This is a genomic window from Mesorhizobium sp. RSR565B, from assembly GCF_054719465.1.
In genome coordinates this window covers 3366302-3392025 of the sequence record NZ_JBTTIE010000001.1, presented here as the reverse complement: position 1 = coordinate 3392025, position 25724 = coordinate 3366302, and the positions used below count along the sequence as shown (strand labels likewise).

The following is a 25724-nucleotide window of genomic DNA, read 5'->3' as shown; positions in this document are numbered from 1 at the left end:
CTGGGCGCGCCCGGATCAACGTTCCTTGACATAAGGCACGCCGCCGGCGCGCGGCGGGATCGCCTTGCCGATGAAGCCGGCAAGCAGGATCACGGTCAGCACATAGGGCAGCGCCTGCATGAACTGCACCGGCACCTTGCCGATCAACGGCAATGGCGAACCCTGCAGGCGGATCGCCGCCGCGTCGAGGAAGCCGAACAGAAGACAGGCGAACATGGCGTTCACCGGTCGCCATTTGGCAAAGATCAGCGCCGCCAGCGCAATGTAGCCCTTGCCGGCGGTCATATCCTTCACGAAGCCGCCATTCTGCACCATCGACAGGTAGGCGCCGGCGATGCCGGTGAGGATACCGGTGCAGATCAGCGCCCGGTAGCGCAGCCAGGCGACCGAGATGCCGGCGGTGTCGACGGCGGCCGGGTTCTCGCCGACGGCGCGCAGCCTGAGGCCAAAGCGGGTGCGAAACAGCACCCACCAGGTGAACGGCACCATGGCGAAAGCGAGATAGACCAGGATCGAATGGCCGGACAAAAGCTCGGAATAGATCGGCCCTATAATCGGCACGTCGTGGATGGCGGCAGCACCTGGCAGAGTGATGGCCTCGAAGCGCTCGCCCGGCTGCAGCGCCGGCGTTCGCCCGCCTTGCTGGAACCAGGCCTGGCCCAGAATGATTGTCGACCCGGCGGCGACGAAGTTGATCGCCACGCCGGAAACGATCTGGTTGCCGCGGTGGGTGATCGAGGCGAAGCCGTGCACCAGGGCAAAGGCGACCGACATCACGATCGCCATGCCGAGACCGAGGAAGGCCGAATGGAAGACCGAAGCTGCGGCCGCACCGGCGAAGGCGCCGACCAGCATCTTGCCTTCCAGCCCGATGTCGAAGACGCCAGCGCGTTCAGAATAGAGGCCGGCGAGGCAAGCGAGCAGCAAGGGTACCGACAGGCGTATGGTCGAGTCCAGGATCTGCACGATGGCGATGAACACATCCATCTCAGGCGCCCTTCCCTTTGACCGCTTCCATGCCGACCGACCTTGGACTGAACGAAGCGAACAGCGCCTGCACATAGGGCCGGAACATGTGCTCTAGCGCACCGGCAAACAGGATGACCAGGCCCTGGATGATGACGATCATGTCGCGGGAAATCGCTGGCATCTCGAAGGCAAGTTCTGCACCGCCCTGGTAGAGCATGCCAAACAGGATCGCCGCCAGCACGATGCCGACCGGATGCAGCCGGCCCATCAGCGCTACGGCGATGCCGACGAAGCCGGCGCCGGAGACGAAGTCGATTGCCACATTGTGCTGGTCGCCCATCACCGGGTTCAGCGTCATCATGCCCGCCAGCGCGCCCGAGATCATCATCGCGATGATGATGATGCGGGTCTCCGAAATGCCGGCATAGCGCGCCGCCTTCGGACTGTGCCCGTAGGTGCGCATCTCATAGCCGAGCTTGGTGCGCCAGATCAGCAGCCAGACCAGGAAGGCCATGACCAGCGCCAGCAGGAAGCAGATATTGAACGGCGCCGAGCGGATCTTGGCGCCGAACAGTTCGATGATCCAGTTGAGCTTGGGCAGCTCGGCCCCGTCGAGGAAGTTGCGCGTCTGCGGCGCTTGCGAGGCCGCCGGCTTCAACGGCCCGACCAGGAGATAGACCATGATCGACGCGGCGATGAAATTGAACATGATGGTGGTGATGACGATGTGCGAGCCGCGCTTGGCCTGCAGATAGGCCGGGATCAGCGCCCACAGCGCGCCGACCGCGGCCCCGGCGGCGATCGCCAGCGGAAAGGTCAGCCACCATGGCAGCACACTGTCGAAGGCAAGGCAGACCACCGCCACGCCGAGGCCGGCAATATAGGCCTGGCCCTCGGTGCCGATGTTGAACAGGCCGCAATGCGCGGCCACCGCCACCGACAGGCCGGTGAAGATGAAGGTGGTGGCGTAGAAAAGGGTGAAGGCAATGCCGGTTCCCTTGCCGAAGGCGCCTTCGACCAGGATGACGGCGGCGCGAAATGGGTTTTCGCCCACGAGCATGACGACGAAGCCGGCAACGATGAAGGCCACCGACAGGTTGATCAGCGGGATCAGCCCATAATCGGCCCAGGCCGGCAATTTTGCGTAAGGCGTGCTCATTGCGCCGCCTCCTGGCGCTCGACACCGGCCATCAGCAGGCCAAGCTCGCCTTCGGTCGCCTCCGGGCCGCGCTCGCCGACGATGCGGCCGGCAAACATCACCAGGATACGGTCGGACAGCGAACGGATCTCGTCGAGCTCGACCGACACCACCAGCACCGCCTTGCCCTGGTCGCGCATGGCAATCAGCCGCTTGTGGATGAATTCTATGGCGCCGACATCGACGCCGCGTGTCGGCTGGCCGACGATCAGAACACCGGGGTCCTGCTCCATTTCTCGCGCCAGCACGATCTTCTGCTGGTTGCCGCCGGAGAAATTCGCCGTTTTCAGACGCGGATTGCCGGGACGGATGTCGTATTTCTCGATCTTGTCCTTGGCATCAGCCATGATGGCGTCGATGTTGAGGAACGGCCCTTTCAGGTAGCGCGGGTCGTCATGGTAGCCGAGGATCGAATTCTCGTTCTCCTCGAAGGCCAGCACCAGGCCGACATGATGGCGGTCCTCCGGCACATGGGCGAGCCCACGGTCGCGCAACTCGCCGGGATCGGCGGCCCCGGTCAGGTCGATCGGCTTGCCATCGAGCATCACCGAGCCGGAAACCGCGCGCCTGATGCCGGAAATCGCCTCGAGCAGTTCGGACTGGCCGTTGCCGGCGACACCGGCAATGCCGACGATCTCGCCGGCGCGGATATCGAAGGAGATGTCGTCGACCATGGTGACGCCGCGCTGGTCTTTAACCGTCAGGTTCTTGACCGCGAGCTTGACCGCGCCGGCCTCCGTCTCGCCCTTTTCGACCCGCAGCAGCACGCGCCGCCCGACCATCAGTTCGGCCAGTTCGCCGACTGTCGTCTTGCTGGTCTCGCGCGTCGCCACCATCGTGCCCTGGCGCATGACCGAGACATTGTCGGTGATGGCCATGATCTCGCGCAGCTTGTGGGTGATCAGCACCACCGTTTTCCCCTGGTCCTTCAATTGCCTGAGGATGCGGAACAGATGGTCGGCCTCGGCCGGCGTCAACACGCCCGTCGGCTCGTCGAGAATCAGGATTTCGGCGCCGCGATAAAGCGCCTTCAGGATTTCGACACGCTGCTGCAGGCCGACCGGCAATTCCTCGATGATGGCGTCGGGGTCGACTTCCAGTCCGTATTCGCGCTCGAGCCGCTCCAGTTCGGAGCGCGCCTTGGCGATGCTCTTTTTCAACAGCGCATCGCTTTCGGCGCCGAGGATGATGTTTTCCAGCACGGTGAAATTGTCGACCAGCATGAAGTGCTGGTGCACCATGCCGATGCCGAGCGCGATGGCGTCGTTGGAGGTCTTGATCGACGCCGGCTTGCCGCCGACACGGATCTCGCCGCTGTCGGCCTGGTAGAAGCCGTAGAGGATCGACATCAGCGTCGACTTGCCGGCGCCGTTCTCGCCGACGATGCCGTGGATGGTGCCGCGTGCGATCTCCAGATTGATGTCGCGATTGGCGCGAACGGCGCCAAAACTCTTGTTGATGCCGATCAGTTCGATTGCGGCTTGCGCCATGCAGCCTGTCCCACTCTTATTTTTTTATCGCTTGGTCAAAACGCCTAGCATGATGCCCCACCCGTGCCAATTGGCGGCGCAGTGGCCACTCTCGACAAATCCCGGTGCGCTTGTCAATTTCGAACGTGGCCGCAGACCTTCACATTCACTAATATGCAAGGCTCAACAGTCGCATCATGCTGCAACTGCGTGCACCAGGACCTGGGGAGTTTCGAATGATCATGCCTGTCGACCGGCTGACGACGCTGGAAATCCGCGCCGCTGAACAGGAAAAGACCATCGAGGAACTGTCGGGCCAGATCGCCGAACAGTGGACGGCGATCGAGCGCATGCAGCGCAAGCTCGATGCGCTGACCGGGCGCTTCATGGCGCTGGAGGAACAGTCGGCCCCCGAAGTGCCGATAACCAAACCGCCGCACTGGTAGCAAGGAGAAGCCGATGGCCGGTGAAAGCGATCGCGTTGCGCGGGCGGGCGACTATGTGCTTGGCCTGATGAACGATCGCGACCGCGAGCGTGCCGAGCGCGACCTGGAGATCGATCCCGCCTTCCGCGACACGGTGATGCGGCTGGCCGAGCGCATGCATGTCCTCGACCGTGGTGCGCCATCGGGCGGCAGCGATCGCTGGCGGCTGATCTCGCAACGCATCGCCGAACTGCCGCAGATGCGTGTGGTTGGCCAGGACGAAGCGAAGCCGGTGATCGGCAGACTGGAGCGGAAGCCCTATGGCGTCGGCGTGCATTCGCTCGGTGGCCGACGCGGCGCCGTCATCGCCATCGCGCTGATCATGGTATTCGCGCTGGGTTATCTCGTCGGACAGCTATAGGCCGAGTTCGCGCGACATCAGCAGCATCGGGTAGCCGTCCTGCTCAAACGACTCGACCACTGCCCAACCGAGCCCGGCATAGAAGTCTCGCGCCACCCACGTATAGAGGTAGGTCCTCTCCACACCGATCGCGGTTGCATGCGCTTCGATGGCTGCAACCAGCGCGCGGCCGATCCCTTTGCCGCGGTGGTCGCTATCGACGACCAATCCCGCCAGCCAAAGGCGTCAGCTCATGCGCGGGTTCAATTTCGTGGCGAACCAGCAGGCAGGTCCCGACCGGGACCTCCCCTATCCGCGCCACAAGCGCCGCCTCGAAGCCATCTCCATTGAGCAACTCGCGAAGCCCGGCGACGTCCTCATTCAGCGTTCTTGCGCTGCCCTCGAAAAAGGCGGCGATGCGCAGTCGCGCCACTGCATCAACATCGCGTTCGGTCATCGGTCCGATGGTCGGCTTCACTCTCGCCTCTCAAGTTGCGGCCCCCGTCAAAACCCAAAAACAAAACCGCCGGACTCTCGCCCGGCGGTTTCAACTCTAATGGATACAGATCAATACGGGCAGGCGTTGTCGGCGGTATAGTCGTGCACCTGGATCGTGCCGGCGATGATGTCGGCCTTGGCCTTTTCGACGGCAGCCTTCATCTCGTCGGTGACCAGCGCCTTGTTGTTGTCGTCCATGGCGTAGTCGACACCGCCTTCCTTGAGGCCGAGATTTTGCAGGCCGCCTTTGAAGGTGCCGTTCTTGCCGTCCATGAAGGCGGTGTAGACGGCCACGTCGACGCGCTTCAGCATCGAGGTCAGCACCTTGCCGGGCTGCAGGCCGTTCTGGTTGGAATCGACGCCGATGCCGAGCTTGCCGGCATCCGCCGCCGCCTGCAGCACGCCGACACCGGTGCCGCCGGCCGCGGCATAGACCACGTCGGAGCCCTGGTCGATCTGCGTCTTGGCGATCTCGCCGCCCTTGGCCGGGTCGTTCCACGCCGCCGGCGTGTCGCCGGTCATGTTCTGGATGACGTCGGTCGCACCGGCCGCCTTGGCGCCGCCGACATAGCCGCATTCGAACTTGCGGATCAGCGGAATGTCCATGCCGCCGATGAAGGAGACCTTCTTGGACTTCGAGGCCATCGCCGCCAGGATGCCGACGAGATAGGAGCCTTCGTTTTCCTTGAACACAAGCGAGCGGACATTGGGCATATCGACGGCATCGTCGATGATGGCGAAGTTGAGATCGGGATATTCCTTCGCGACCACCTTCAGCGCATCCTCCCAGGCAAAGCCGGCCATGACGATCGGGTTGCGGCCGTCCTCGGCGAAGCGGCGCAGCGCCTGCTCGCGTTGCGAGGCGTTCGAAACTTCGAACTCGACATAGGCGGTGCCGGTCTCGGTCTTGAACTTCTCGGCGCCGTGATAGGCAGCCTCGTTGAAGGATTTGTCGAATTTGCCGCCGAGATCGTAGAGGATGGCCGGCTGGACATCCGCGGCGAAAGCCGGAAGAACCATTGCGGTTGCGGCCAGGAGGCCGAGAACGATACGTTTCATGTGATCCACACCCTGTCGGTTATTTTTTTCCGTTACGCGCCGTCCGCCTGCCCGGTTCTCCGGCAGGCATGCGGCATCAGCCAGGAGTGTACTCCCCTCCCGCTCAAGGCAATCTGGCACGGCCCGAAACAAAATTCACGCGGAATTTTGACCTTTTGGAAAAGCATGCCCCCCGTTGGAAAAACATGCCCAAGACGGTGACAGCTGTGGGCGATTGCCACATTGTCGTCGCAAGTCCGCTGGGACAACCCATCAGCCCGGCGCGAATTCTCCGCCGCGCCGCCGGCGCCGGTAGCCGATCGCATAGAGGATGAAGGCAAGCACCGCGAACACGGCAAACCCGGGCTGGGCAAGCACCCAGGCGATGCCGCCATCCCATATCATCGGATTGACCTTGGCGCGCACGAAGGTCTCGAAGCCCGCGCGGGTGTCGGGCGAAACCGCCAGCCAGCTCGAATTCAGCGGCGTCATGACCAATGCGGAAGCCGCCACCGAGCGCGTCGCGTCGAGCACGGCCATGATGACGGCGACCGAGAGTGCGACCATGGCCGCGAGGCGAAACAAAAAACGCAGCATCGAAATCTTCCCCGGTCCTCAAGTTCCTCCCGAGGACCTTCCGGTCAAAGGCGAGGAATAGAATGCGCACGCCCGGCGTGCAATCGCCATACGCGAATTTGAAGCCTATCGCCCGCCTATGGCCACTTTTCGGCTCCGCCGATGGACGAGCCAGACGCCGAGGACGCCGCCGCCAATGGCCCCGACCACCAGCCCGGCAAGGCCGATGAACACCGCGAAGTAGCCGCAGCCGCCTTCGAAACAGCTGATGTCGGTGGCTTCGGCGATCCCCGCGCCGAGCGCGAAGCCGGCGACAGTGCCGACGACGGCGCCGAGGATGATGCCGGCCAGGGCGGCGACGATCGAACTAAAGGCTGACGGTGCCTGCGCTTCCGGCCTTGCATAAAAGGCCTTGGCCTCGTCGCGGCGGCGCAGCAAGTAAATGCAAAAAAGGCCGATGACGATTTCGGTGGCGGCGATCGCAAGCTCCCTGGCGGAGACGGTGAAATCGGCCACGGTCAGCGCATAGACCTGCTCGGCCAGCCGCCAGGCGATGGTGGTGATCTGCCAGATGGTGAAATGACGCGGAAAGCGCGCGGAACGGCTTAAGGCGAGGCCGAGCAGATAAAGCCCCCACACGATGGTGACGATGTCGAAGGCCAGTCCGCCAAGCACGAAATAGAAGACCCTGTCCGGCAGGCCGGAACTCTCGAACAGCCACCGCGCCGAGACCAGCCAGTAGACCGACCATGCCATGACGAAGAGGAGCCAGACCACGGGCACGAAGGACAGCCCGCTGTCCGGACGCCCTGCGGGCGTCAGCCCGCCTGGCATGCCTCCGGCCGGCGTTCCGCTGGCCGGCTGTTCATTGCTCGATGTCATGTCTGGACGTTGCCCCCGCAAAGCCTCCGCCGCACTCGACAGGTGGCGAGGGGCGAAGTCAAGCACGGCCGGCCCTGCCGCCTTGCCCGTGCACACCATTCAGAACCGAAGCGCCTTAGAAGCGGAGGCGTTCAACGCCCCGCGAAACGATGCGTGGACGGCAAAGCGAATAGACTGCCGTTATGGCTTGGCATTCGGCGCCGGATCGACTAGATGAGCCCCGCGCCTGTTTGATTGACGGGCGCCGGGAAGGGCATCCGCTGGTTGGCGGTGTCCATCAAGCGGGTCTTCCCGCAAATCCCAAAGGGATGCATCTCCCCAACCCGCGTGGCAAAACCGGCCGGCGCGAATGCAAGGACGGAGAGGTGGCCGAGTGGTTGAAGGCGCACGCCTGGAAAGTGTGTTTACGGGAGACCGTAACGCGGGTTCGAATCCCGCTCTCTCCGCCATCGCCGTTGATTTTATTGTATTTTTTGACTATTTATCGATCTGCCATAACCGGGGAAACTCGACGGTAGCAACTCTTCGGAACCTTGCCCAGCCGGATATCTTGAGTCTCGTGGCGGCGGAGCATTTGTTTGTCCCTCACAGCGATGTCGGGTCTCGTAACCCTAATTCGCCGTCACGCCTCACACAAAGAAAAACCCCGCCGAAGCGGGGTTCTCATTTCGGTCAAAAATCTCAGTAGGGAGAATTGCACTCCCGACGAGGGCCGTAGTTCGGCTGGTAGGTGTTGTCCGAGGCGCGGTAGCTGCGGTAATGATCGTAGCACCACTGCACATGCGAATCGCCACCCCGGTAGACGCGATGGTTGTTGTTGAGCGCGCCGGTAATCAGGGCGCCGGCAATGAATGCTCCGGCGGGGAACCAGAAATCGCCGTGGCGGCGATAGCCGTGTCGGTAATGGCGCGAGCCGCGATGGCCGTTCCAGTAGGGGCCGTCATTGTTGTAGCGCGAGAAATTGCGATCGCCGCGATGCTTCATCCACGGCTTGTAGTCCACCGCCTGCACATCGGACGACGCCGAAGGCGCCTGCGGCGTGAACATTTGCGCTGCACCTGCAGGCACAGCGGCGGTGGCCGCGAACGAAACTGACAGCGTGGCCGCCAGCATACCCGATACAATCTTATTCATGATCTTCTATCTTTCCGTTGCCGTCCCTTATGGGCTTTAAACGGTTTAAGAGCGTTCCGGTTCCGCCCGCCTGCCACAACAAAACCCCACACTTGGCGGGGTTCTGTCGTTTGCGATGCGGAGCGGTTAGGCGGAGAGCTTCGCAACCATCTCCGGAGTCAGAATGCAATCCGCCCATGCCTCGTCATCGATCGGCTTTAGGCTGTCCGCCAAGATCTATCCCGATTGGGATCCACGTCCATGAAGGATCCCACGCCGCAAATCCCGCGGACCTTGCTGGTCCTAAACCGTCCCATAACCATAGACGGCAAGATTTGGTCTTTGTGGGTTATCATTGCGCCGAGTTCGAATTTCACGCTCGCTTAGTGGAGAGCTACGTAGCGCCGAAGCGGAAGACGCGACTTGTCGACAAGGCGTAGATCCCATGGTTGGCGGGGAGCGTTGGGCGTGTCCTTGTGCCGGCGCAGGGATGATGATTTGCTGCGATTCAACAAAGCGGGGGAACGCCATGGCGGACACGGTTATGAAAGCTCCGGTTCTGGATGTAGTTTTAGCATCTGGGATCGACGCCGCCTTAGGCACGGTGTCGGTCACATTTGGATCAATCGACACAAAGAGATTCCAACTCGATTTCTCCGCACAATGTGTTCCTTTGGCAATTGCTGCCCTCTCGGCCGAGATGGGAAAGCTCGTCGCCACTCTTCCTGCCGAAATGACACCAAAACTGCAGGGCATTTCTATAACGAGCACTCAACTGGCCATGAAAGAGGACGGCACTGTAGCCATCTTTCTCCGATTGGAGAGTGGAGCGGAACTGCCGCTTGATTTTCGGTTGGACGACCTCACCCGCCTGCGCCAACAAATAGACGAAGCGGTTACGCTGGCGGATCGAAAGACCCACCACTGATATAAGCTTCGTCCCGCTCTACATCCGCGCCTTGGTCATCTCGCTGGTTGCTGCCGGCGTCTGCGATTCCGGCAGCGCGATATAGTGGGCATGGCTTCCTGCCCCTGCTGGCCGGGCTCGGCACAACCGGGCTTAACTGCGACATAGCGCGTTGAGGCTCATTCGCGGAGGGGGCTTCAAAAATGGATCCGGTAACGGCTGCTGTGCTAGTTTTGCTTTCTTGCAGCCCCGGCCAGGGAGTCTGCGAACCACTCGATACATCACCGGCCGTTTTCGGATCCCTTGACACATGCCAGTTGACGCTAGCGAGGAGGCTCGCGGACGCGCCCAACGGAGAGATTGTCGGTCGATGCCGTTTAATCGATCCGATGGCTACAGGTTCCGTTCCCGCGGGATACAGGACCATTGTCGTCACGCGGGGCACAGGGGCGGATTCGGTGAGCCGTCGCTATATCGTCCCGCACAAGGACTGAAGCCCGCGACATCGCCCGCACCTCTTGCGTAGGGGAAAGAGGCGCGGGGCCGACCGGCTGTTTTGCCTTGCGCAAACGCTTTCGGCTGGCAAGTTCATCAACCGGCTATCCGCAGCAGCAGTGCGACACCGATCGCATAAGGCATCAGCACTGCCGCCAGGGCGACGCACATGCCCGGATCGGCGAATACCTGCATTTCCTTGCGAAGCTGTTCCATCGCACCCAACGGCAAAAGGCCCGCTGTGTTCCCAAAAACGGAAAGGGCCAGCGCACACAAGCGGGCGACGGACATCGGGTTCCATTGCTAGATCACCAGCAAGCGCACTTTCCTGCAGCGGAACCCAACGGCCATACGACCGTTGTTCGAAGGACAAACGAAAGGAGATCGCCATTATGGACTGGAATCGCGTCGAAGGAAATTGGAAGCAATTCAAAGGTAAGGTCAAGGAGCAGTGGGGCAAGCTCACCGATGATGATCTCGACCGCATAGCCGGCAACCGCGATCAGCTCGAAGGTACGATCCAGGAACGCTACGGCATTGAGAAGGATCGAGTGCGGCGAGACGTCGACGACTGGTATGGTCGGCAAGACTCGTAGGATAGGACAGTTGAACCTTATCAAATAAAGGGCGCCGTCACGAACTGCGCCCTTTTCGCGTTTTGGCATCCGTGTGCCGTTCGGCTCGGCCTTGAACAAGCGATTTTTGGGAACGTGTCGGCTTTCAGCCGCGCTGATCTCCACAATGGGAGATGCGGCGGTCGTCGTCACCTGTTCCGCCAGAGTTTCAAGCGCTTAGCCCCGGACCTCTGTCTTCACTCTTCGTGCCCCATCTGTCACCGTCGCAACCAACGCGTTAGTGCCGCCTGGTGCGGTCTCAGGTCGCAGATGAGGTAATTCCGTGAATTATAACGATATCGACCTCAATCTATTGCGGGTCTTTGACGTGATGATGCGGGAAAGGAGCGTGACGCGGGCGGCTACCGAATTGGGCAGAACACAATCAGCTGTAAGCCACTCCCTGTCGAAGCTTCGGTATCTATTGCAGGATGAATTGTTCACCAGAGATGGCGGCGAGATGCGGCCAACTCCCCGGGCAGTTGAGCTGCTGTCGAATATTTCCGCCGCACTCGCAACGATCCGCGCATCGATCGACCGGCATCAGATCTTCAATCCAGCAACGACGCGGCGCAACTTTCGCGTTGGACTTACAGATTATCATGCCATGGTTTTCATCCCGGGCCTCATTCGAGAATTTTCCAGGCAAGCTCCTGGCGCGACGCTGAACGTCATTCCCGCAAACGGACCCGAAATCGGTTCATCGGTCTATCTGAGACAAGTTGACTGCGCGCTGACGGGAGCAGCGATACGCGACGACCCAGGTCTCTTGAAGGTGGAGCTTGGCCAGGACCGATTGTTTTGCGCAGTGTGGAGCGGAAGCAAGATCGCCAGAAGCGCAATGACGCTGGAAACCTATCTGGCCAGTTCCCACCTCCAGATTTCCGCAGATGGCCTGGCGGAAGGCCTCGCGGATGCCGCCCTCAAACAGATGGGTCTTCGCCGCAATGTCGTTGCGACCATCTCGAACTATCCGGTGCTGCCCTGGGCGCTTCGCGGCACTGAACTGATTACCCATTGCGGTGATGCCATCCTGCAAATGCTGGATGAGAGGAGTGAGGTGACGTTGGTCCCGCCACCCCTTCCGATAGCGAATGTGAATGCCTGGCTTATTGTTCACCGCCAGATGGCGAATGACCCGGGAACCAGGTGGCTCCGGGAAATCATCGTGGGAATCTACAACGAATCGCGGAGCAAGAGACACCAAGGCACCGTCGGAGCACCGGGGTCGGCCGTAAAATAGGTCGCGCGCGCTGCTTCACCACTCAACCGCTTTTCAGCTGGAGTGCTTCGCAACTATGAGCAGCGCTCATTTTCACCATGAGAACAATCGATTTGACGAATACTTGGGCTGGAGAGCACATTCCCTTCAACAATAACAGGGGAATGCCGAAATGAGATCAACGTTCAAGGGCCTACTTGCCCTCGCCATCGCGTGCACCGCCTCCTCGGCGTGGTCCGCAACCCTCGATAATGTCAAGAAAAATGGCGTGCTGACCTGTGGCACGAATTCGGCCACGGCTGGCTTCAGCCTTCCCGACAATGAAGGCAAATGGACCGGATTTGTCGTCGATTATTGTCGCGCCGTGGCCGCTGCCGTGCTCGGGGACGCGCAAAAGGTCAAGTTCATCCCATTGACGCCAAAGGATCGCTTCACCGCCTTGCAGTCGGGAGAGATCGACATTCTCGCCCACAACGCAACCTGGACATCGTCCCGCGATACGTCGCTAGGCATACTGTTTGCCGGCACGTATTTCTATGACGGCCAGGGGTTCATGGTGCGCAAGGCGGACAATATCACGTCAGCCAAGGGACTTGACGGCGCATCGATATGCGTCACCCAGGGCACCACGACCGAGTTGAACCTTGCCGACTATTTTCGCTCGCAGTCGATCAAGTACACGACGGTTGGTTTCGCGGACGAGGAAGCTGTAGTGAAGGCTTATGAGGAGGGACGTTGCGACGTCTTGTCCGCAGACACCTCCACCTTGAACGCGTCGCGGCTTCGCATGGCCAAGCCGGACGACAGCATTGTTCTTCCCGAGCTGATCTCCAAGGAGCCGCTTGGCCCGGCCGTGCGGCAGGGTGACGACCAGTGGCTCAATGTGGCGAAGTGGACGCTCTACGTCATGGTGGCCGCGGAGGAATACGGGGTCACCTCCAAGAACGTCGATGCCATGAAATCGTCGGACAACCCCAGCATCCGCCGCTTGCTTGGCGTGGACGGCAGCATAGGCAAGGACATCGGGCTCGGCGATAACTGGCCGGTCGAGGTGATCAAGCAGGTCGGCAATTACGGCGAAGTGTTTGATCGCAATGTCGGCAAGGATTCGCCGCTGAAAATGGAGCGCGGCATGAACGCGCTCTGGAACCAAGGCGGCGTTCAATACGCTCCGCCGATCCGCTAACGCATGTCGCTCAAAAATGGCCCCGGTTTTGAGACACGACATGCATAACGAAGACCCTAAAGCGCGTCGCCTGAGTCCGTTCAATGGCGACGCGCTTTAGGCAAAGGCATGGTTGCAAGGCGCTGGCGTGTTACCGTCAGCGCCTTGCACGGACCAGATAGGAACAGCCCATGTCCCATTTGTCGCTTCCCGCGCCGTCGCGCAGGAGGTTGTCGCTGCACGATACGAAGGTGCGGGGCATCTTCTACCAGCTCTTGCTCGCCGGCTGCCTGCTGGCCTTGGCCCTGGGCATCGGCATGCAGACTGCATCGAATATGCGGGTCCGGGGGATTCCGCTCTCATTCGACTTTTGGAATGAGTCTGCCGGCTTCGACATCAATCAAACCCTGATACCGTACGATGCATTGTCCAGCTACGGTCAGGCGTTCTGGGTGGGAGTGGTCAACACCCTCTACGTCAGTGTCCTCGCAATCCTGTTTGCGACCTTCCTTGGCTTCGTCATCGGCGTTGCCCGCCTGTCGCCGAACTGGATCGTTTCGAAGGTGGCGACCGCCTATGTCGAGCTTGTGCGCAATGTTCCGTTATTGCTGCAGCTGCTGTTCTGGTACAACGCCGTCCTCAAGCCGTTGCCCTCGCCGAAGGCGTCCATCGCCATTCCCGGCGGCATCTACCTCAACAATCGCGGCCTCATCGTTCCGGAGATTCATTTGCATCCGGGAGCGGGGCTGGTGGGCCTGGCATTCGTTGCGGCCATTTCCTGCTGCGTTGCATTCTGGTTTCGCGCCAGGAGCGTCCAGAGACGGACGGGCAGGCAGCTGCCGGTGCTTCTGGTCAGTCTGGCGACCTTGATAGGATTTCCGTTGGTCCTTTTCCTGGCGGCTGGCGAGCCGGTCTCGTTCGTCGCCCCGCAGCTACGGGGTTTCAATTTTCAAGGCGGGCATCAGCTCTATCCGGAGTTTGCCGCTCTCCTGATCGGTCTGTCGGTCTACACCGGTTCATACATCGCCGAGATCGTGCGAGGTGGAATCCAGGCAGTGCCAAAGGGCCAGACCGAGGCTGCGCATGCGCTGGGGCTGGCGCCGGGCAAGACGCTTCGTCTGGTCGTCGTTCCCCAGGCGCTGCGCATCATCATTCCCCCTTTGACAAGCCAGTATCTCAATCTCATCAAGAACTCGTCGCTTGCCGTGTTCATCGGCTATCCCGACCTCGTTCAGATCTTTGCAGGCACGGTGCTCAACCAGACCGGAGCCGCCGTCCAGGTCATGGCGATTACCCTGTCGGTCTATCTCGTTATCTCCCTTGCCACGTCATTGGCCATGAACGCGTGCAACCAACATTTTGCAATCGTTGAGAGGTGACGGGTGAGCGATCAGTCCATGCGTTCGCCAATTGTGATCAGCGCGCTCATACCAGCCATGGCGCCTCCCGCGGACGTTCGACCGGGTCCAGTGAGCTGGATGAAAAAGAACCTGTTTTCGACGCCGTCTTCAGGCGCGCTGACAATATGCTTTGTCCTCCTCGCCGCGTGGCTGCTGCATCACTTCCTGAGCTTTGCGATCTTCAACGCGGTCTGGAGCGGCGGCCATGAAGCTTGCCGTGCGAACAGCCAGGGGGCTTGCTGGCCTTTCATCGCCGAGAAGTTCGACTACCTGCGATACGGCGCGTATCCGGTTTCCGAGCGGTGGCGCGTGGACCTTGCGCAGGCGATCGGCGCCATCCTCATCGTTTGGCTCCTGTGGACGAAGGCTCCGCGGCGCAAAGTGGCGGCGTTGCTGTTCTTCCTCGTCTACCCCGTGGCCGCGTTCGTTCTCGTGCGCGGCGTTGCCTTTCTTCATTTGCCTGTCATCGATACGACGCTCTGGGGCGGTCTCTTGATCACGTTGCTGATGTCGATCGTGGGCATCGTCTTCTCGCTTCCGATCGGGGTTATCCTGGCGCTTGGACGCAGGTCGGAACTCCCTTTCGTCAAGACGGTTTGCGTCACGTTCATCGAAGTCGTCCGCGGCGTGCCGTTTATCACAGTGTTGTTCATGGCGAACTTTATGATGCCGCTCTTCGTCCCGGATTATCTGACGCCTGATCGACTGTTGCGCCCGCTCATCGCGATAGCGTTGTTCTCGTCCGCCTATATGGCCGAGGTCGTGAGAGCCGGCCTTCAGGCGATCCCGAAGGGCCAACACGAAGCGGCCAAGGCGCTCGGGATCGGCTACTTCGACATGATGCGCCTGATCGTCCTCCCTCAGGCGTTGACGATCGTCATACCGAGCATCGTCTCGACCTTCATCGGTCTGTTCAAAGACACGACTCTGGTCGCCGTCGTCGGCATCGCGGATTTCCTGAAGGCCGTTGAAACGGCGCGCGTCGATCCGAACTGGGCAGGCCCGACGATCTCATCAACCGGCTACCTCTTTGCGGGGCTGGTCTACTGGAGCTTTTGCTTCGGCATGTCGCGTTACTCGCAATCTGTGGAGCGCCAATTGGCGCGTGGCCACAAATCCTAGGAGGCGATGATGATGCCGCAAGCAATGCCCGCGGCAAGGTGACTATCAAATGGCTTGTGCAGACACGCCCGCATCGGCGCTTGGGCAACGACATATCGCGGGAATAGATTTCGACCAGATCCACGACCGTCAGCAGTTCGGATCCGTCAAATGGGCCAACCAGTGGGACGAGTTCTCTCCCCAGGTCGAGGGCCAGGACCTGCTGTCGCTGTGGACGGCGGATATGGACTTCCGCGCTCCAGAAACCGTCATCGCGCGACTGCGCGAGGCCGCGGAGCATGGCATTTACGGCTACACACGCCGCGATCCGCGCCACTATGAGATCGTGCAATCGTGGTTCGCGCACCGGCACAACTGGTCGCCGAAACTGGAGACCTTGCTTCCCGCGCCGGCGATCATGCCGTCGGTGGATGCGATACTGCGAACCTTCACCAAGCCCGGTGACGGCGTCATTGTGCAGTCGCCCGTGTACTCGCCCTATTTCGAAGTGGTTCAGGGAAACGGCCGCGTTCTGCTTACGAACCGGCTGAGGCTGCAGAACAACAGATATGAGCTCGATCTCGAGGATTTCGAGAAACTGGCGGCCGGCGGCGCCAAGGCATTCCTGCTGTGCAATCCTCACAACCCTGCCGGAATGGCCTGGACACGCGAAGAATTGGCGGCGCTCAACGACATCTGCGAGCGTCATGGGATCCTGGTGATATCCGACGACATTCACTGCGACATAAGGTTGTCGGATCGCCCCCACATCGTCTTCTCCTCCATCTCGGAAGATGCTGCCGAGAAATCGTTCATCTGCACCGCTCCAACGAAGACTTTCAATCTTGCCGGGGTTCCTTCGGCAACCATTTCGGTAGCCAGCAAAAAGCGCCGCGAGGCGCTTCTTGCCGCAATGCAGGCGTCATTCATGGTGAATGCGAACTTTTTCGGCCGCCTGGCTTTGGAGGTTGCTTACAGCAGCGGCGCGCCGTGGCTCGACCAACTCACGCGCTACATCGCCGGCAACATCGATCTGGTTTGCGAGTTCGCCGGTGAACACCTTCCAGGCATCACGCCCATGCGGCCCGACGCATCGTTTCTGGTGTGGTTGGACGCGTGCGCGCTCGATCGCCGAGTGGGTGGAATTCAGAAGTTCTTTGTCGATTGGGCCAAGGTTAATCTCTACGATGGCCGCGTCTACGGGCCTGGCGGCGAAGGCTTCATCCGCCTGAATGTCGGCTGCCCGCGTCCTCTGTTGCGCCAAGGACTGGAGCGCATGTCCAGCGCGCTGGCATCCCTGTGATCGAGCGCCAGGGTGCTTCGGTTGCGAGCCTGGTACTTGATGCCGGCAGCCGGTAAGGAAACGTCCGAGGGCCGTCGAGCCGGGTGGCCCGCAAGTCCGGATCCATAACCGTGCCGGACACGACGCTCAAGCCAAGGTCGACATGTCCATCTCGATCGCCGCTACCATTTCACAGCGAACCCGAGCTTGGCGCCCAGGGCGTGGCTATCGCCAAAATCCTTGAGGCTTGTCCGCGCTGTCCCTTCTCCGAAGACGGCGTAGCGGCCGTCCGCCCAGCTCAGCGAGCCACCAAGGCCGACACCACCCCACAGCGCCTGATTTTCGCTGACCAGTTTCGTGCCAGACACATCGACATCATTTCCGTCGAGGAAGTCGTAGTAAAGGTTGCCGAGCCCGTAAATGTGCGTGCGGCTGACTTGCCCCGCATCGTCCACCCACTGGTCTTCATAGTCCGCGGAGAGGCCGAGGCGGCCGACGAGACTGTTGCTGCTGCCGGGCGACACGACGGCGCCAAACGGGTCGGTGAACGCGTCGAAGTCGACCGAGGAATAGGCAAGCTGGGCCTGCGGCGTCAGCGACCAGTTGCCGTTGAGGGCGATCTTCTGTCCGGTCTCGATGCTCAGCCCGTAGCCGAAACCGTTGTTGCCGTCCGCAAGCGTGGTGCCCAGCGTGGCCGACCGGATGTCACTGTCATACCATGTCGCCTCGGCCTGCGCGTCGACGTAGAAGCCACCGCTGCCGAACCAGGTGAGCGTGCTGCCGACGCCGTAGCCGGTGGCAGCGATCGACCCTGCCCCGAAGATCGAGGAGACGTCCGACGACGCGGTTCCGTAGTGGGCCGTAATCCCTCCGATCAGGGTACCGGCGTCGCTTTCGTGCAGCAGGCCATCGACGCCGGCCTGCAGCTTCCAGGTGGTCACGTCATAGTTCGTGCCGGAGGTCGACGTCTCAGGCTTGATCTCGGCATGGGCAGCTTCGATGCGCGCCCATATCGCCTTGCCGTCGACCGAGCCCTGGCCTGGCAGGTCCGCACCTTGCGGCGTAGCACCCTCGCCCCACGACCGATTGCCAATGCGTTGCTGCATGGTGCCCAGTTCATTGAAGGCCTGCAGCACCCCTTCATAGGCCTCGTACAGAGGCACGCCGGGCGAATAGAGCGGCTGCGGATCGGGATCGCCGTTGACCAGGGCCGAGCGCAGATACCAATCGCCATCGGCCGGTGTGCTGACGCCGTTCTTGTAGAGCCTGTATGCGTAGGCGCCCCCGACGACCGCTGCATCGTCTTCGAAGGTATAATTGCCGTCGAGCGAGAAGCTGCCGTTTGAGACGCCGCCGACGTCGACGATCTTGATGCCTCCGACCGTTTGGGCGCCCGACCCGCCGAAATTGACGACCTGAAGGGTACCCGTCCCTGACGTGTTGCCGGCGATCACCAGCATGTCTGTCGGCGAACCGTCACCACCGAGCGCAGCGTTGAGAACGACGGCGCCGCTATTGCCGACATAGTCGCCGCTTACGGTAAGTGTGTCGCCTGGGACGCCACCCGCGATGCGCACCGTTCCGGCGTTGCTCAGCCCCGCAATCGTCTGGGACGTGCCGGCAAGATCGAGCGTGGCGCCCGAGGCGACGGAAAACTGCGAGGAGGAACTGAACGCGTTCGCAGCGCCCGCGGCAAGCGTGCCGCCGCTGACCGTAGTGGCGCCGGTAAAGCCTGAGTTGTCCAACGCAAGCAGCAGCGTGCCTTGGCCGTCCTTGATGAACGTACCGGCGCCCGAGAGCACGCCGGCATAGCTGGCGGAGGCGACTTGGTCGAATGTGAAGGAGGCGCCGGCGCCGATCGCGACATCGCCACCGAAGCGCTCGGCTGCCGAGACGAGGCCGCCTTGATTGACGGTCCAGTCCAGCAGCGACGTGCCTGACAGCGTCAGCACGCCGGCGCCATCCTTCATCATTGCGCCGGTGCCGGAGATATCGCCGGCGAAGCTGGCGTCCGCCGCCTGGTCGAACACGACAGTGCCGGAATTGCCGATGTCGCCACGAATCGAGGTTGCATCGCCGACCAGCGTGCCAGCGCTGACCAACGTGTTGCCGCCATAGCTGTTCGTTCCCGTAAGCGTCAGCGTGCCGGCGCCGGTCTTGGCAAGGCTGCCAGCGCCAGAGATCGCACCGGACAAGGTCAGGTCGGCCACAGTGTCGAAGGTGCCGCCGGCCGACGAAAGCGTGACGTCGCGCGCCGAGCTGAACGCCGCTGTGTTGCGCAGCGTCCCGCCGGAGAGCGTCAGGCCGCCAGCGGCAACGCCAAGATTGTTGTCGGCTGAAACAGATAGCACGCCGCCCAGGACGGAGGTGCCGCCCGTGTAGGTGTTGGCGCCGGACAGCACCAGCGTGCCCGCATCGGTCTTGGTCAGGCTGCTGGTCCCGGTTAGCACGGAGGCGATGGTGGCGGTGTAACCTGCTCCGGCCACCGTGCCGTCGCCGACCCGAATGATGCTCTCGCCGCCAGCGCCATCAAGCGTGATGGCGTCGCCTTCGATGCGGTAGCCATCGGCGGCGAATTGCATTCCCGTAATCGCAAGCGCGCCGGCGCTGCCGTCGGCGATGACGGTGCCGCCGAGCGTCTGGAAGATGGCGAAGCCGGGCTGCGGCTTCATCGCGCCAGTTACCAGGCCGGTGCTCGTCGTCCAGTTCAGGCTTGTCGCCGTCCACGTGCCGTTGCCGCCGTCGACCAGATCATTGTTGGCGTTGCCGGCCGCGTCACCATCCCAGAAGAGCAAGTCGGTGCCGACGCTGCTGACGAGATTGACCTGGTTGGCGACGGAGGTCTGCACCGTCAGGTCGGCGGCCGTGACACCGGCCGGCAGATTGCCGAGCTCGAGACCATTGTCGGTGAGGGCGCCGCCATAATTGATGAGCCGGTAGACGCCAGGCCCGAAGCCGCCGACATCGGTGATGTTGAGGCTGCCGTCCAGCGTCAGCGCGCCGGTCACCTCGATCAGGTCGTTGACACCGCCGCCGACAATTCCCGCCTGGCCGAGCTCGTAGTCGAGCATAGAACCGGAGCTCAGGCTGAGCGATCCGACCGTAAGCGTGCCAGGGCTGGACCCCGGCGCCAGCACACCGCCATCGGCGACGATCACCGCGCCGCCGATCGAGCCGGAGCCGCCCAGCGTGCCGCCGCTGTTTACCGTCGTTTCGGTGCTGCCGAGCGAGCCCTCGACGATAAGCTTGCCGCTGTCGACGGTGGTGCGGCCGGAATAGGTACTGTCGCCCTTGAGCACCAGGGTGCCGGCGCCCTCCTTGTAGACGCCGCCCACGCCGCTCAGCTCGCCATTGGCGGTCAGCGTCGTACCCGCCGCCGCGCGGAAGTAGCCATAGGCGGAAGTGAGGTTGACATCGCGGCTCATGGCGAAGCTTGCTGTCGTGCCGAGTTCGCCGCCGTCGAGTGTCAGCAGGCCCGTCGCGGCACCCAGATTCTGGTCCGACGCGACCGAGATGCTTTTGCCGGTCCCGACCTTGGTGCCGCCGCTGTGGGTGTTGGCACCGGTCAGCGTCAGCGTGCCGAAGCCTTCGATGTCGACGCTGCCCGAGCCGGAGATATTTCCGCCGAAGGTGTGGGGGCCGAGGTCGAGAAACGAGACAGCGCCGTTGTCCAGGATGTCGCCACGGATCGCCACGGTGTTGCCGGCAAGCGTTCCTGCATTGACGATGTTGCCACCCGTATAGTTGTTGGACAAATTGCTGACGTTGAGCGTGCCGGCGCCGCTCTTGACCAGTGTGCCGGTGCCGGTCACCTGGCCTGACACGTCCAACTGCGTGCCTGCCACCGTGTCGAACCCGCCGGTCGAATTGATCAGGACATTGCGATTGGTGGCGAAGCTGGTGGTCGTGCGCAACGTGCCGCCGTCGAAGGTCAAGCCGCCCGAGAGGGCGCCCAGATTGTTGTCACTCGAAATTTGCAGGGTCCCGCCGGACAAGGTCCAAGGCGTGACGGCAGTTGTCGTCCCCGTTAGGGTCCAGGTGCTGTTTCCGGTTTTCTCGTAGAACCCAAACCCGTCATATTTGGCGCCAGCGCCGATCTGCGACACACCGAAACTGGCGCTGATATCGCCACCCAGCTTGAATGTATCCGCGGCGCTGAAAGCGACCACATTGCCTGTGATGGTGGAGCCGGCCTGAATCTCCAGCGAATTGACACCGCCGGTGAACTGGATGGCTTTGCCGGCTGCCGGCGTTCCGCCACCGGTGCCGACGGCACCGCCGCTGATCGTACCCGCATTGATGACCGCGATGTTGGCGCCCTTGATCCCTGCGGCGCCATCGCCGCCTGCCAAGGAGCCCTGACCGCCACTGCCGCCAACGATCGTCGCACCTAGCTTGTTGATGACGGTTCCACCTGAAAGCAGCAGAACAGCGGCGCCACCGTCCCCACCGCCGCCGAGAACTGTTCTTCCACCGGCACCCCCGAGCAGATTCCCGCTGTTCTGGATTGTCCCGCCGCCCATCAGGACGATGGCAGCTGCGCCGCCGCCAGCACCTGCTTGGACCCCAATTGTGGAAAGACTCGTGCCGCCGGTAACGCTGCCGCCCGCCTCTACAAACACGTTTGCGGACGAGAATATGCCGACGCCGCCGCCACCGCTGCCGCTGTTGCCATTGGTCCCACCTCGGCCGCCAGTGCCACCACTCACCGATCCTGTGCCAGTGACTGTAACGTCGGCCGTGGCACTGACGCCCACACCGCCACCGCCACCGCCGCTGCTCCTGACGACGCCATTCGTGCCAGGGGAGCCCAAAGCGCCGGCCCCGCCGCTGATGCTGGTTGCAATGGTCCCGTCTGTCGAGATGACCAGACCCGTAGCACCAGTGGCACCGGCAACGCCATTTGGGTTGTTGGCTGTCCCACTTACCGCTCCCGATCCTCCTGGCGCCCCGTCACCCGTCGTGAGGTCAATGCCGCCACCACCGCCACCAGCGGTCGCGCCATTGGCGGCATTCTGACCCGTGGCACTCGCGAGCGCGCCGTCAACGCCACCTTGTCCAGCGCCTGCGCTGCTGCCATTGCCGCCATCGGCCCGAGCCGGCGCGGCGCTCAGCGCAAGGGCAACAGTTAGGATCGTCAAGGCGGAAGTGCCGGAGCGAAGCGACACGACTTGCGGCAAGCGCGCGCGATGCAAAACCCAAAACCCATCACGCGCAATCCGCTCCGCCATGCCTAAGCTCCCTGATTCCTGAGTGCGCGAAGGCAGCATGAAAGCTATTCGCCCGCAAGAAGTTTATAGTCGCGAGAGCTACCAAGAAGCTAACGGTGATCAGTAAAATGAAGTCTGCGACTTTTGAGCGACAGAAAATAGTCAATATTAGATATAGATTATTAAACAGAGACCTTACGGAATCGCGAGAACAATCTCGCTGCATGAATTTATGCGGAAACGTTCGGACCTCCTGGGCCCAGCCGATCCCATCGGGCGGAGGTGAGTTTCGCCTCTACGGGGGCGATGAGGCGCTAGGCTGCCCCTTGGGCGACCCTCACTATCCTGCAAGAAGTGATTCTGTAATCGACTCCCACTCTGCGTCTAGCTTGCCAGTTGCCACAGGCTGCCCGGCGCGGCGGTACCAGTAGGCTGCATTAGAAAGGTCGCCTTCTTTGCGGTGCAGATAGGCATGAACCCATACAGAGGCCGGATCAGATTCGTTGGCCTGCACACACTCATGCGCCCGCTCCCAATCGCCCTGTCTATCCCACCATAGAGCGTGGAGCGCCATCCCAAGATTCGCCGGGGGCTCTACACCCTGAAGGGTCGCACGGAACTCGTCGATGTCCATAGTTACCTCGCCTCTGGCTACGCCGGTCCTGTCCCGTTCCGTGCAACGAAATGCGCCCTCTGCCGGTGATTTGCTCTGTCGACTTTAGCAATGGCTCTGGCGATCTTCAGCGGAAACGGGGTTTTCGCTCGGCAAAGGCCGCATCAAGGGCTTCCAATTGACGAATGCTCGTCGCAGGGCTGCTTCGTGCTTCTAAGCTTCATGGACGGCAGAAGCTGCCACGGAAGCCAAAGGCGCTTCCAAGCTCCATGTTATGCCATGCGCACCGTGTTCGAGATTTCCCTGCCCACTGACCGCTGCGGGCGCAACCCTCTTCAGCACAACGGTTCCAAAGCCACCTTGTCCGACAGTCTGAACCTGCGGCCCATCGGTTTCGACCCATGTGAGGTGAAAGAGCCTCGAAGCACCGGAACCGGTGATGCCCCATGTGACCGAGATCCGGCCCTTGTCCCCTGAGAGAACCCCGTATTTGGCCGAGTTGGTCGCCAGTTCGTGGAAGGCAATCCCGAGATACTGAACTGCGTTGGGACTGAGTACCAATGATGGGCCCGACATTTCGATCACATCCCCCCGCGGGAAAGGCTCGACCTGGGCCGCCAAGAGGTCGCTGATCGTGGCACCCTTCCAATCCGCCGAAACAAGCAGGTCGTGAGATCGCGACAACGCCATGATGCGCTCGCGCACCTGGGTTTCAAAGTGTTTTGGCGTCTCCGATCGCTTGTTGGTCTCCCGGATCATCGACAGGATGACCGAATACTGGTTTTTCACCCGGTGGTTGACCTCGCGCATCAGCATGCGGATGCGGTATTCATTCTCCTTCGCCGACGTGATGTCTCGCGCTATCTTCGATGCGCCGGTGATCTGCCCAGTTGCGTTACGCACGGGCGATATCGTCAGCGAAACCGGAACCAGGCTGCCATCCTTGCGCAGGCGGGTCGTTTCGAATGGTTCGACGCGCTCGCCGCGGCGAATGCGTTGGAGGATGCGGGGTTCCTCGTCCTGATGGTCTTCGGGGATCAGCATGGTCACCGACCGGCCAATCGCTTCGTCGGCAGTATAGCCGAAAAGCCGTTCGGCGCCGTGGTTCCAGCTTTTTATGATGGTGTTGAGATCCTTGCTGACGATAGCGTCAAATGAGGATTCCACGATCGCTGACAGGTGCTGCCTGGTTTCTTCGGCACGCTGGCGGTCCGTCAGGTCCAGCAGCATGTTGACGGCGCCAATCAGAGCGCCGTGCTCGTCCCGCAGCGGTGTCGGGTAGGGCAGGAACGGAAAAAACGATCCATCGGGACGCTGCGCAACAGCTTGCTGATTGCGGACCGGCCTGTTCTCCTTGAGCGCGATGGCCATCGGGCATTCATCGTGCGGCAATTCCTTGCCGTCGGCACTGAACAGCTTGAACGTCACACACCATTTATCCTTGCCGACCTCAGGCTCCCTGCCTGCCAGATCGGCCGCGGCGCGGTTGTAGTAGGTGATCGTCCCATCCTGATCGGTCGTGTAGATGGCGACGGGTAGGCCGTCGAGTATCTGGTGATAGGTACTGTCATGCTGCCTGAGCTCCGAGCGGGTGTGTACCAAGTCGGTTACATCGACCGTGAAGCACCGGGTGTTGATCAGCTTGCCGTCCCGGAAATGTCCGCTTGAGGTGACTTCGACGTGCTTGATCGATCCATCGCTGGCCCTCAATCGCGCCGGATATCTTACGATCTTCTCGCCATTGGCAAGGCGACCCAAAATGTCCTCTATGACGTCCCGGTCGGGATAGAACTCGGCGATGTGGCAACCGAGGTAGTCCTCCGCAGGATAGCCGAGAAGGTCGAGCTCAGCCTGGTTGGCATGCACGATCAAGCCGTCTGCGTTCACCAGATGCAGGGCAACGGCACCGTTTTCGAAGAAATCCTTGTAATCGAAATCCAGACCGTCATTGCTGGACACCCCCGGGTTTTCGAAGGCGACAACATTCGCCTGTGTTGCTTCATGCATCCCAAACACCTTGTCCAGTCCAACCAAATATAATGCGGCTTGGATCAGTTGGTTCCCATTGCTCGCGGTCTCGACCCGCTGCGTACGGGAACCGGACCCTAAAAGGGTCGTAGCCTCGACTCGTCTTCCATCTACAAACGTGCGATCATCCGCGCATGGGCAAACCCTTGGTCCTTGTCGTCGACGACGAAGCCTTGATAGCACTGGATATGGAGTCCACTCTTTCGGAGGCGGGCTTTGCCGTGGCATTGGCGGCGACATGTTCCCAGGCGAAACGTTTTCTTGCGGACCATACCCCCGCCGCAGCGATCCTGGACGTCAGGCTGTCGGACGGCGAGGCTGTTGACGCGGCAAAAACCTTGGCAGGGCGGGCGGTTCCTTTCATCGTCTATTCCGGCCTGGGGCTCGAGGAAACCCCCGAAGCGTTCTCGTCTGGCGTAAGAGTGATGAAACCCGCCGGACCTGCAGAGGTGGTCCGGGCTCTCAAAGCGATGACCGCCGGGCAGCAGAAGGCGACGGGATAGCCGTGCTCTGAGCACCTTCGGTCTAAACTAGCCAGGCGCTGCCGGAGCAGCTGCCGTGCCTCACGGAGCAGTGAATTGCGGCCGGTGCCGATCAGGCGAACAAGGTCGCGCCTGTGATCCTCGGTGATGCCGGTCTCCCTGGCAATTGACAGCACCAGTGCTTCTTCCCTTCCACTTTCTTAGGGTCGTGCCTTGCTCGTGCTGATCATGCCTTCTCCATCGGCTCAACGCCAAGATCTGAGAGAGACTCATTCCTCGACGCACGGTCAACCTCGCTGTGCCGCGTTTGAACGGCAGAGATAGCGGCTTATTGCGTTGCGAGGATCGATCCTGGCACAGCCAAGTGGCCGGTCCGTTCGCACGACAATGCGCCCCGCGCGCCAGCATAGGCCAGATCGACCAGACAGATTGAGCAGTCCTATGTCTCTCCGAACTCGGTTTCGTTTCTTGACGTCGGGTGCCGCTCGTAGTCAACGGGCGGCGGCAGGAGCACGACTTCGGTCTCCTTGCGGCCGAACTCTCTGCCGATCTGGAACGCTGCATAGATCGCGCCAAGGCGGATAAGGAATCTAAGCATGGGGGGTCTCCTTCGACGTTAGGAACCGCAAGGCCGCGA

General features: G+C 61.6%; 24 protein-coding genes and 1 tRNA gene. 11 read left to right on the top strand and 14 right to left on the bottom strand.

Translation table 11 applies throughout. The annotated features are described in order from the left end of the window. Positions 1-15: 15 nt before the first annotated feature. The 3 genes from ACYG9R_RS16530 to ACYG9R_RS16520 are packed head-to-tail and all read right to left on the bottom strand — an operon-like array spanning position 16 to position 3657. On the bottom strand, positions 16-987 hold the full coding sequence (locus ACYG9R_RS16530) for an ABC transporter permease (protein ID WP_023671125.1): 972 nt from the start codon (positions 985-987) through the stop codon (positions 16-18). Between the two features lies 1 nt (position 988). Then, on the bottom strand, positions 989-2128 hold the full coding sequence (locus tag ACYG9R_RS16525) for an ABC transporter permease (protein ID WP_023804685.1): 1140 nt from the start codon (positions 2126-2128) through the stop codon (positions 989-991). Further along, a complete protein-coding gene (locus tag ACYG9R_RS16520) occupies positions 2125-3657 on the bottom strand; it encodes an ABC transporter ATP-binding protein (protein WP_023825166.1) in 1533 nt (510 codons plus the stop codon). The genes ACYG9R_RS16525 and ACYG9R_RS16520 overlap by 4 nt, the downstream gene beginning before the upstream one ends. 218 nt (positions 3658-3875) lie before the next feature. Between ACYG9R_RS16520 and ACYG9R_RS16515 the strand changes: the two genes are divergently transcribed. Together ACYG9R_RS16515 and ACYG9R_RS16510 are read left to right on the top strand one after the other, a co-directional pair. Beyond that, positions 3876-4082 carry a SlyX family protein gene (locus tag ACYG9R_RS16515; RefSeq protein ID WP_196813645.1) on the top strand — a complete coding sequence of 69 codons (207 nt, stop codon included), beginning with the start codon at positions 3876-3878 and terminating at the stop codon, positions 4080-4082. Positions 4083-4095: 13 nt separating this feature from the next. Further along, positions 4096-4482: a hypothetical protein gene (locus tag ACYG9R_RS16510; protein ID WP_023825164.1), complete on the top strand. Its 387-nt coding sequence runs from the start codon at positions 4096-4098 to the stop codon at positions 4480-4482. Here the strand turns inward: ACYG9R_RS16510 and ACYG9R_RS16505 are convergent. The 5 genes from ACYG9R_RS16505 to ACYG9R_RS16485 form a co-directional block, all read right to left on the bottom strand. Beyond that, on the bottom strand, positions 4477-4689 hold the full coding sequence (locus ACYG9R_RS16505; RefSeq protein WP_245260155.1) for a GNAT family N-acetyltransferase: 213 nt from the start codon (positions 4687-4689) through the stop codon (positions 4477-4479). The two genes, ACYG9R_RS16510 and ACYG9R_RS16505, sit on opposite strands and share 6 nt — an antisense overlap. Next, positions 4676-4939 (bottom strand): hypothetical protein, encoded by a 264-nt coding sequence (locus tag ACYG9R_RS16500; protein WP_245260154.1) that lies wholly within the window; start codon positions 4937-4939, stop codon positions 4676-4678. Before ACYG9R_RS16500 ends, ACYG9R_RS16505 begins: the two co-directional genes overlap by 14 nt. Positions 4940-5028: 89 nt before the next feature. After that, positions 5029-6018, bottom strand: coding sequence for a BMP family lipoprotein (locus tag ACYG9R_RS16495; protein WP_023683177.1), 990 nt, complete (start codon positions 6016-6018; stop codon positions 5029-5031). Between the two features lie 252 nt (positions 6019-6270). After that, positions 6271-6594 (bottom strand): hypothetical protein, encoded by a 324-nt coding sequence (locus tag ACYG9R_RS16490; protein ID WP_023825163.1) that lies wholly within the window; start codon positions 6592-6594, stop codon positions 6271-6273. A gap of 105 nt (positions 6595-6699) precedes the next feature. After that, the gene (locus tag ACYG9R_RS16485; protein WP_023825162.1) at positions 6700-7455 is read right to left on the bottom strand and encodes a hypothetical protein; all 756 of its coding nucleotides are present in this window, start codon (positions 7453-7455) and stop codon (positions 6700-6702) included. A 359-nt stretch (positions 7456-7814) separates the two neighbouring features. Here ACYG9R_RS16485 and ACYG9R_RS16480 point away from each other — a divergent pair. Then, positions 7815-7904, top strand: a tRNA-Ser gene (locus ACYG9R_RS16480). 232 nt (positions 7905-8136) lie between these two features. On the opposite strand, the gene ACYG9R_RS16475 is transcribed toward ACYG9R_RS16480, so the two are convergent. Beyond that, entirely contained in the window at positions 8137-8589 is a 453-nt protein-coding gene (locus ACYG9R_RS16475; protein WP_023683173.1) for a BA14K family protein, read from the bottom strand. Between the two features lie 508 nt (positions 8590-9097). On the opposite strand from ACYG9R_RS16475, the gene ACYG9R_RS16470 reads away from it, so the two are divergent. Beyond that, entirely contained in the window at positions 9098-9496 is a 399-nt protein-coding gene (locus ACYG9R_RS16470; RefSeq protein ID WP_023755061.1) for a hypothetical protein, read from the top strand. 570 nt (positions 9497-10066) lie between these two features. Here the strand turns inward: ACYG9R_RS16470 and ACYG9R_RS16465 are convergent. Beyond that, positions 10067-10261, bottom strand: coding sequence for a hypothetical protein (locus tag ACYG9R_RS16465; RefSeq protein ID WP_155923352.1), 195 nt, complete (start codon positions 10259-10261; stop codon positions 10067-10069). 101 nt (positions 10262-10362) lie between these two features. On the opposite strand from ACYG9R_RS16465, the gene ACYG9R_RS16460 reads away from it, so the two are divergent. The 6 genes from ACYG9R_RS16460 (at position 10363) to ACYG9R_RS16435 (ending at position 16775) form a co-directional block, all read left to right on the top strand. After that, positions 10363-10566: a CsbD family protein gene (locus ACYG9R_RS16460; RefSeq protein WP_023673385.1), complete on the top strand. Its 204-nt coding sequence runs from the start codon at positions 10363-10365 to the stop codon at positions 10564-10566. A gap of 301 nt (positions 10567-10867) precedes the next feature. Next, positions 10868-11827, top strand: a complete 960-nt coding sequence (locus tag ACYG9R_RS16455) for a LysR family transcriptional regulator (protein ID WP_023686474.1) — start codon at positions 10868-10870, stop codon at positions 11825-11827. Positions 11828-11978: 151 nt separating this feature from the next. Next, positions 11979-12992, top strand: coding sequence for an amino acid ABC transporter substrate-binding protein (locus tag ACYG9R_RS16450; protein ID WP_023686475.1), 1014 nt, complete (start codon positions 11979-11981; stop codon positions 12990-12992). A 170-nt stretch (positions 12993-13162) separates the two neighbouring features. Beyond that, on the top strand, positions 13163-14350 hold the full coding sequence (locus ACYG9R_RS16445) for an amino acid ABC transporter permease (RefSeq protein WP_023825160.1): 1188 nt from the start codon (positions 13163-13165) through the stop codon (positions 14348-14350). A gap of 18 nt (positions 14351-14368) precedes the next feature. Next, on the top strand, positions 14369-15493 hold the full coding sequence (locus ACYG9R_RS16440; RefSeq protein ID WP_031197741.1) for an amino acid ABC transporter permease: 1125 nt from the start codon (positions 14369-14371) through the stop codon (positions 15491-15493). A gap of 49 nt (positions 15494-15542) precedes the next feature. Continuing rightward, positions 15543-16775, top strand: coding sequence for a MalY/PatB family protein (locus ACYG9R_RS16435; protein WP_050590585.1), 1233 nt, complete (start codon positions 15543-15545; stop codon positions 16773-16775). 161 nt (positions 16776-16936) lie between these two features. On the opposite strand, the gene ACYG9R_RS16430 is transcribed toward ACYG9R_RS16435, so the two are convergent. The 3 genes from ACYG9R_RS16430 to ACYG9R_RS16420 form a co-directional block, all read right to left on the bottom strand. Continuing rightward, on the bottom strand, positions 16937-21985 hold the full coding sequence (locus tag ACYG9R_RS16430; protein WP_460221839.1) for an autotransporter outer membrane beta-barrel domain-containing protein: 5049 nt from the start codon (positions 21983-21985) through the stop codon (positions 16937-16939). 319 nt (positions 21986-22304) lie between these two features. After that, entirely contained in the window at positions 22305-22598 is a 294-nt protein-coding gene (locus ACYG9R_RS16425) for a hypothetical protein (RefSeq protein ID WP_023704064.1), read from the bottom strand. Between the two features lie 192 nt (positions 22599-22790). Continuing rightward, entirely contained in the window at positions 22791-24584 is a 1794-nt protein-coding gene (locus ACYG9R_RS16420; protein ID WP_023824583.1) for a PAS domain S-box protein, read from the bottom strand. A gap of 155 nt (positions 24585-24739) precedes the next feature. Here ACYG9R_RS16420 and ACYG9R_RS16415 point away from each other — a divergent pair, with 155 nt between their 5' ends. After that, complete coding sequence (locus tag ACYG9R_RS16415) at positions 24740-25108, top strand: response regulator (protein ID WP_023671108.1); 369 nt, start codon at positions 24740-24742, stop codon at positions 25106-25108. Positions 25109-25526: 418 nt separating this feature from the next. Here the strand turns inward: ACYG9R_RS16415 and ACYG9R_RS16410 are convergent, their stop codons facing one another. Further along, positions 25527-25685 (bottom strand): hypothetical protein, encoded by a 159-nt coding sequence (locus tag ACYG9R_RS16410; RefSeq protein ID WP_023726519.1) that lies wholly within the window; start codon positions 25683-25685, stop codon positions 25527-25529. Positions 25686-25724 lie beyond the last annotated feature (39 nt).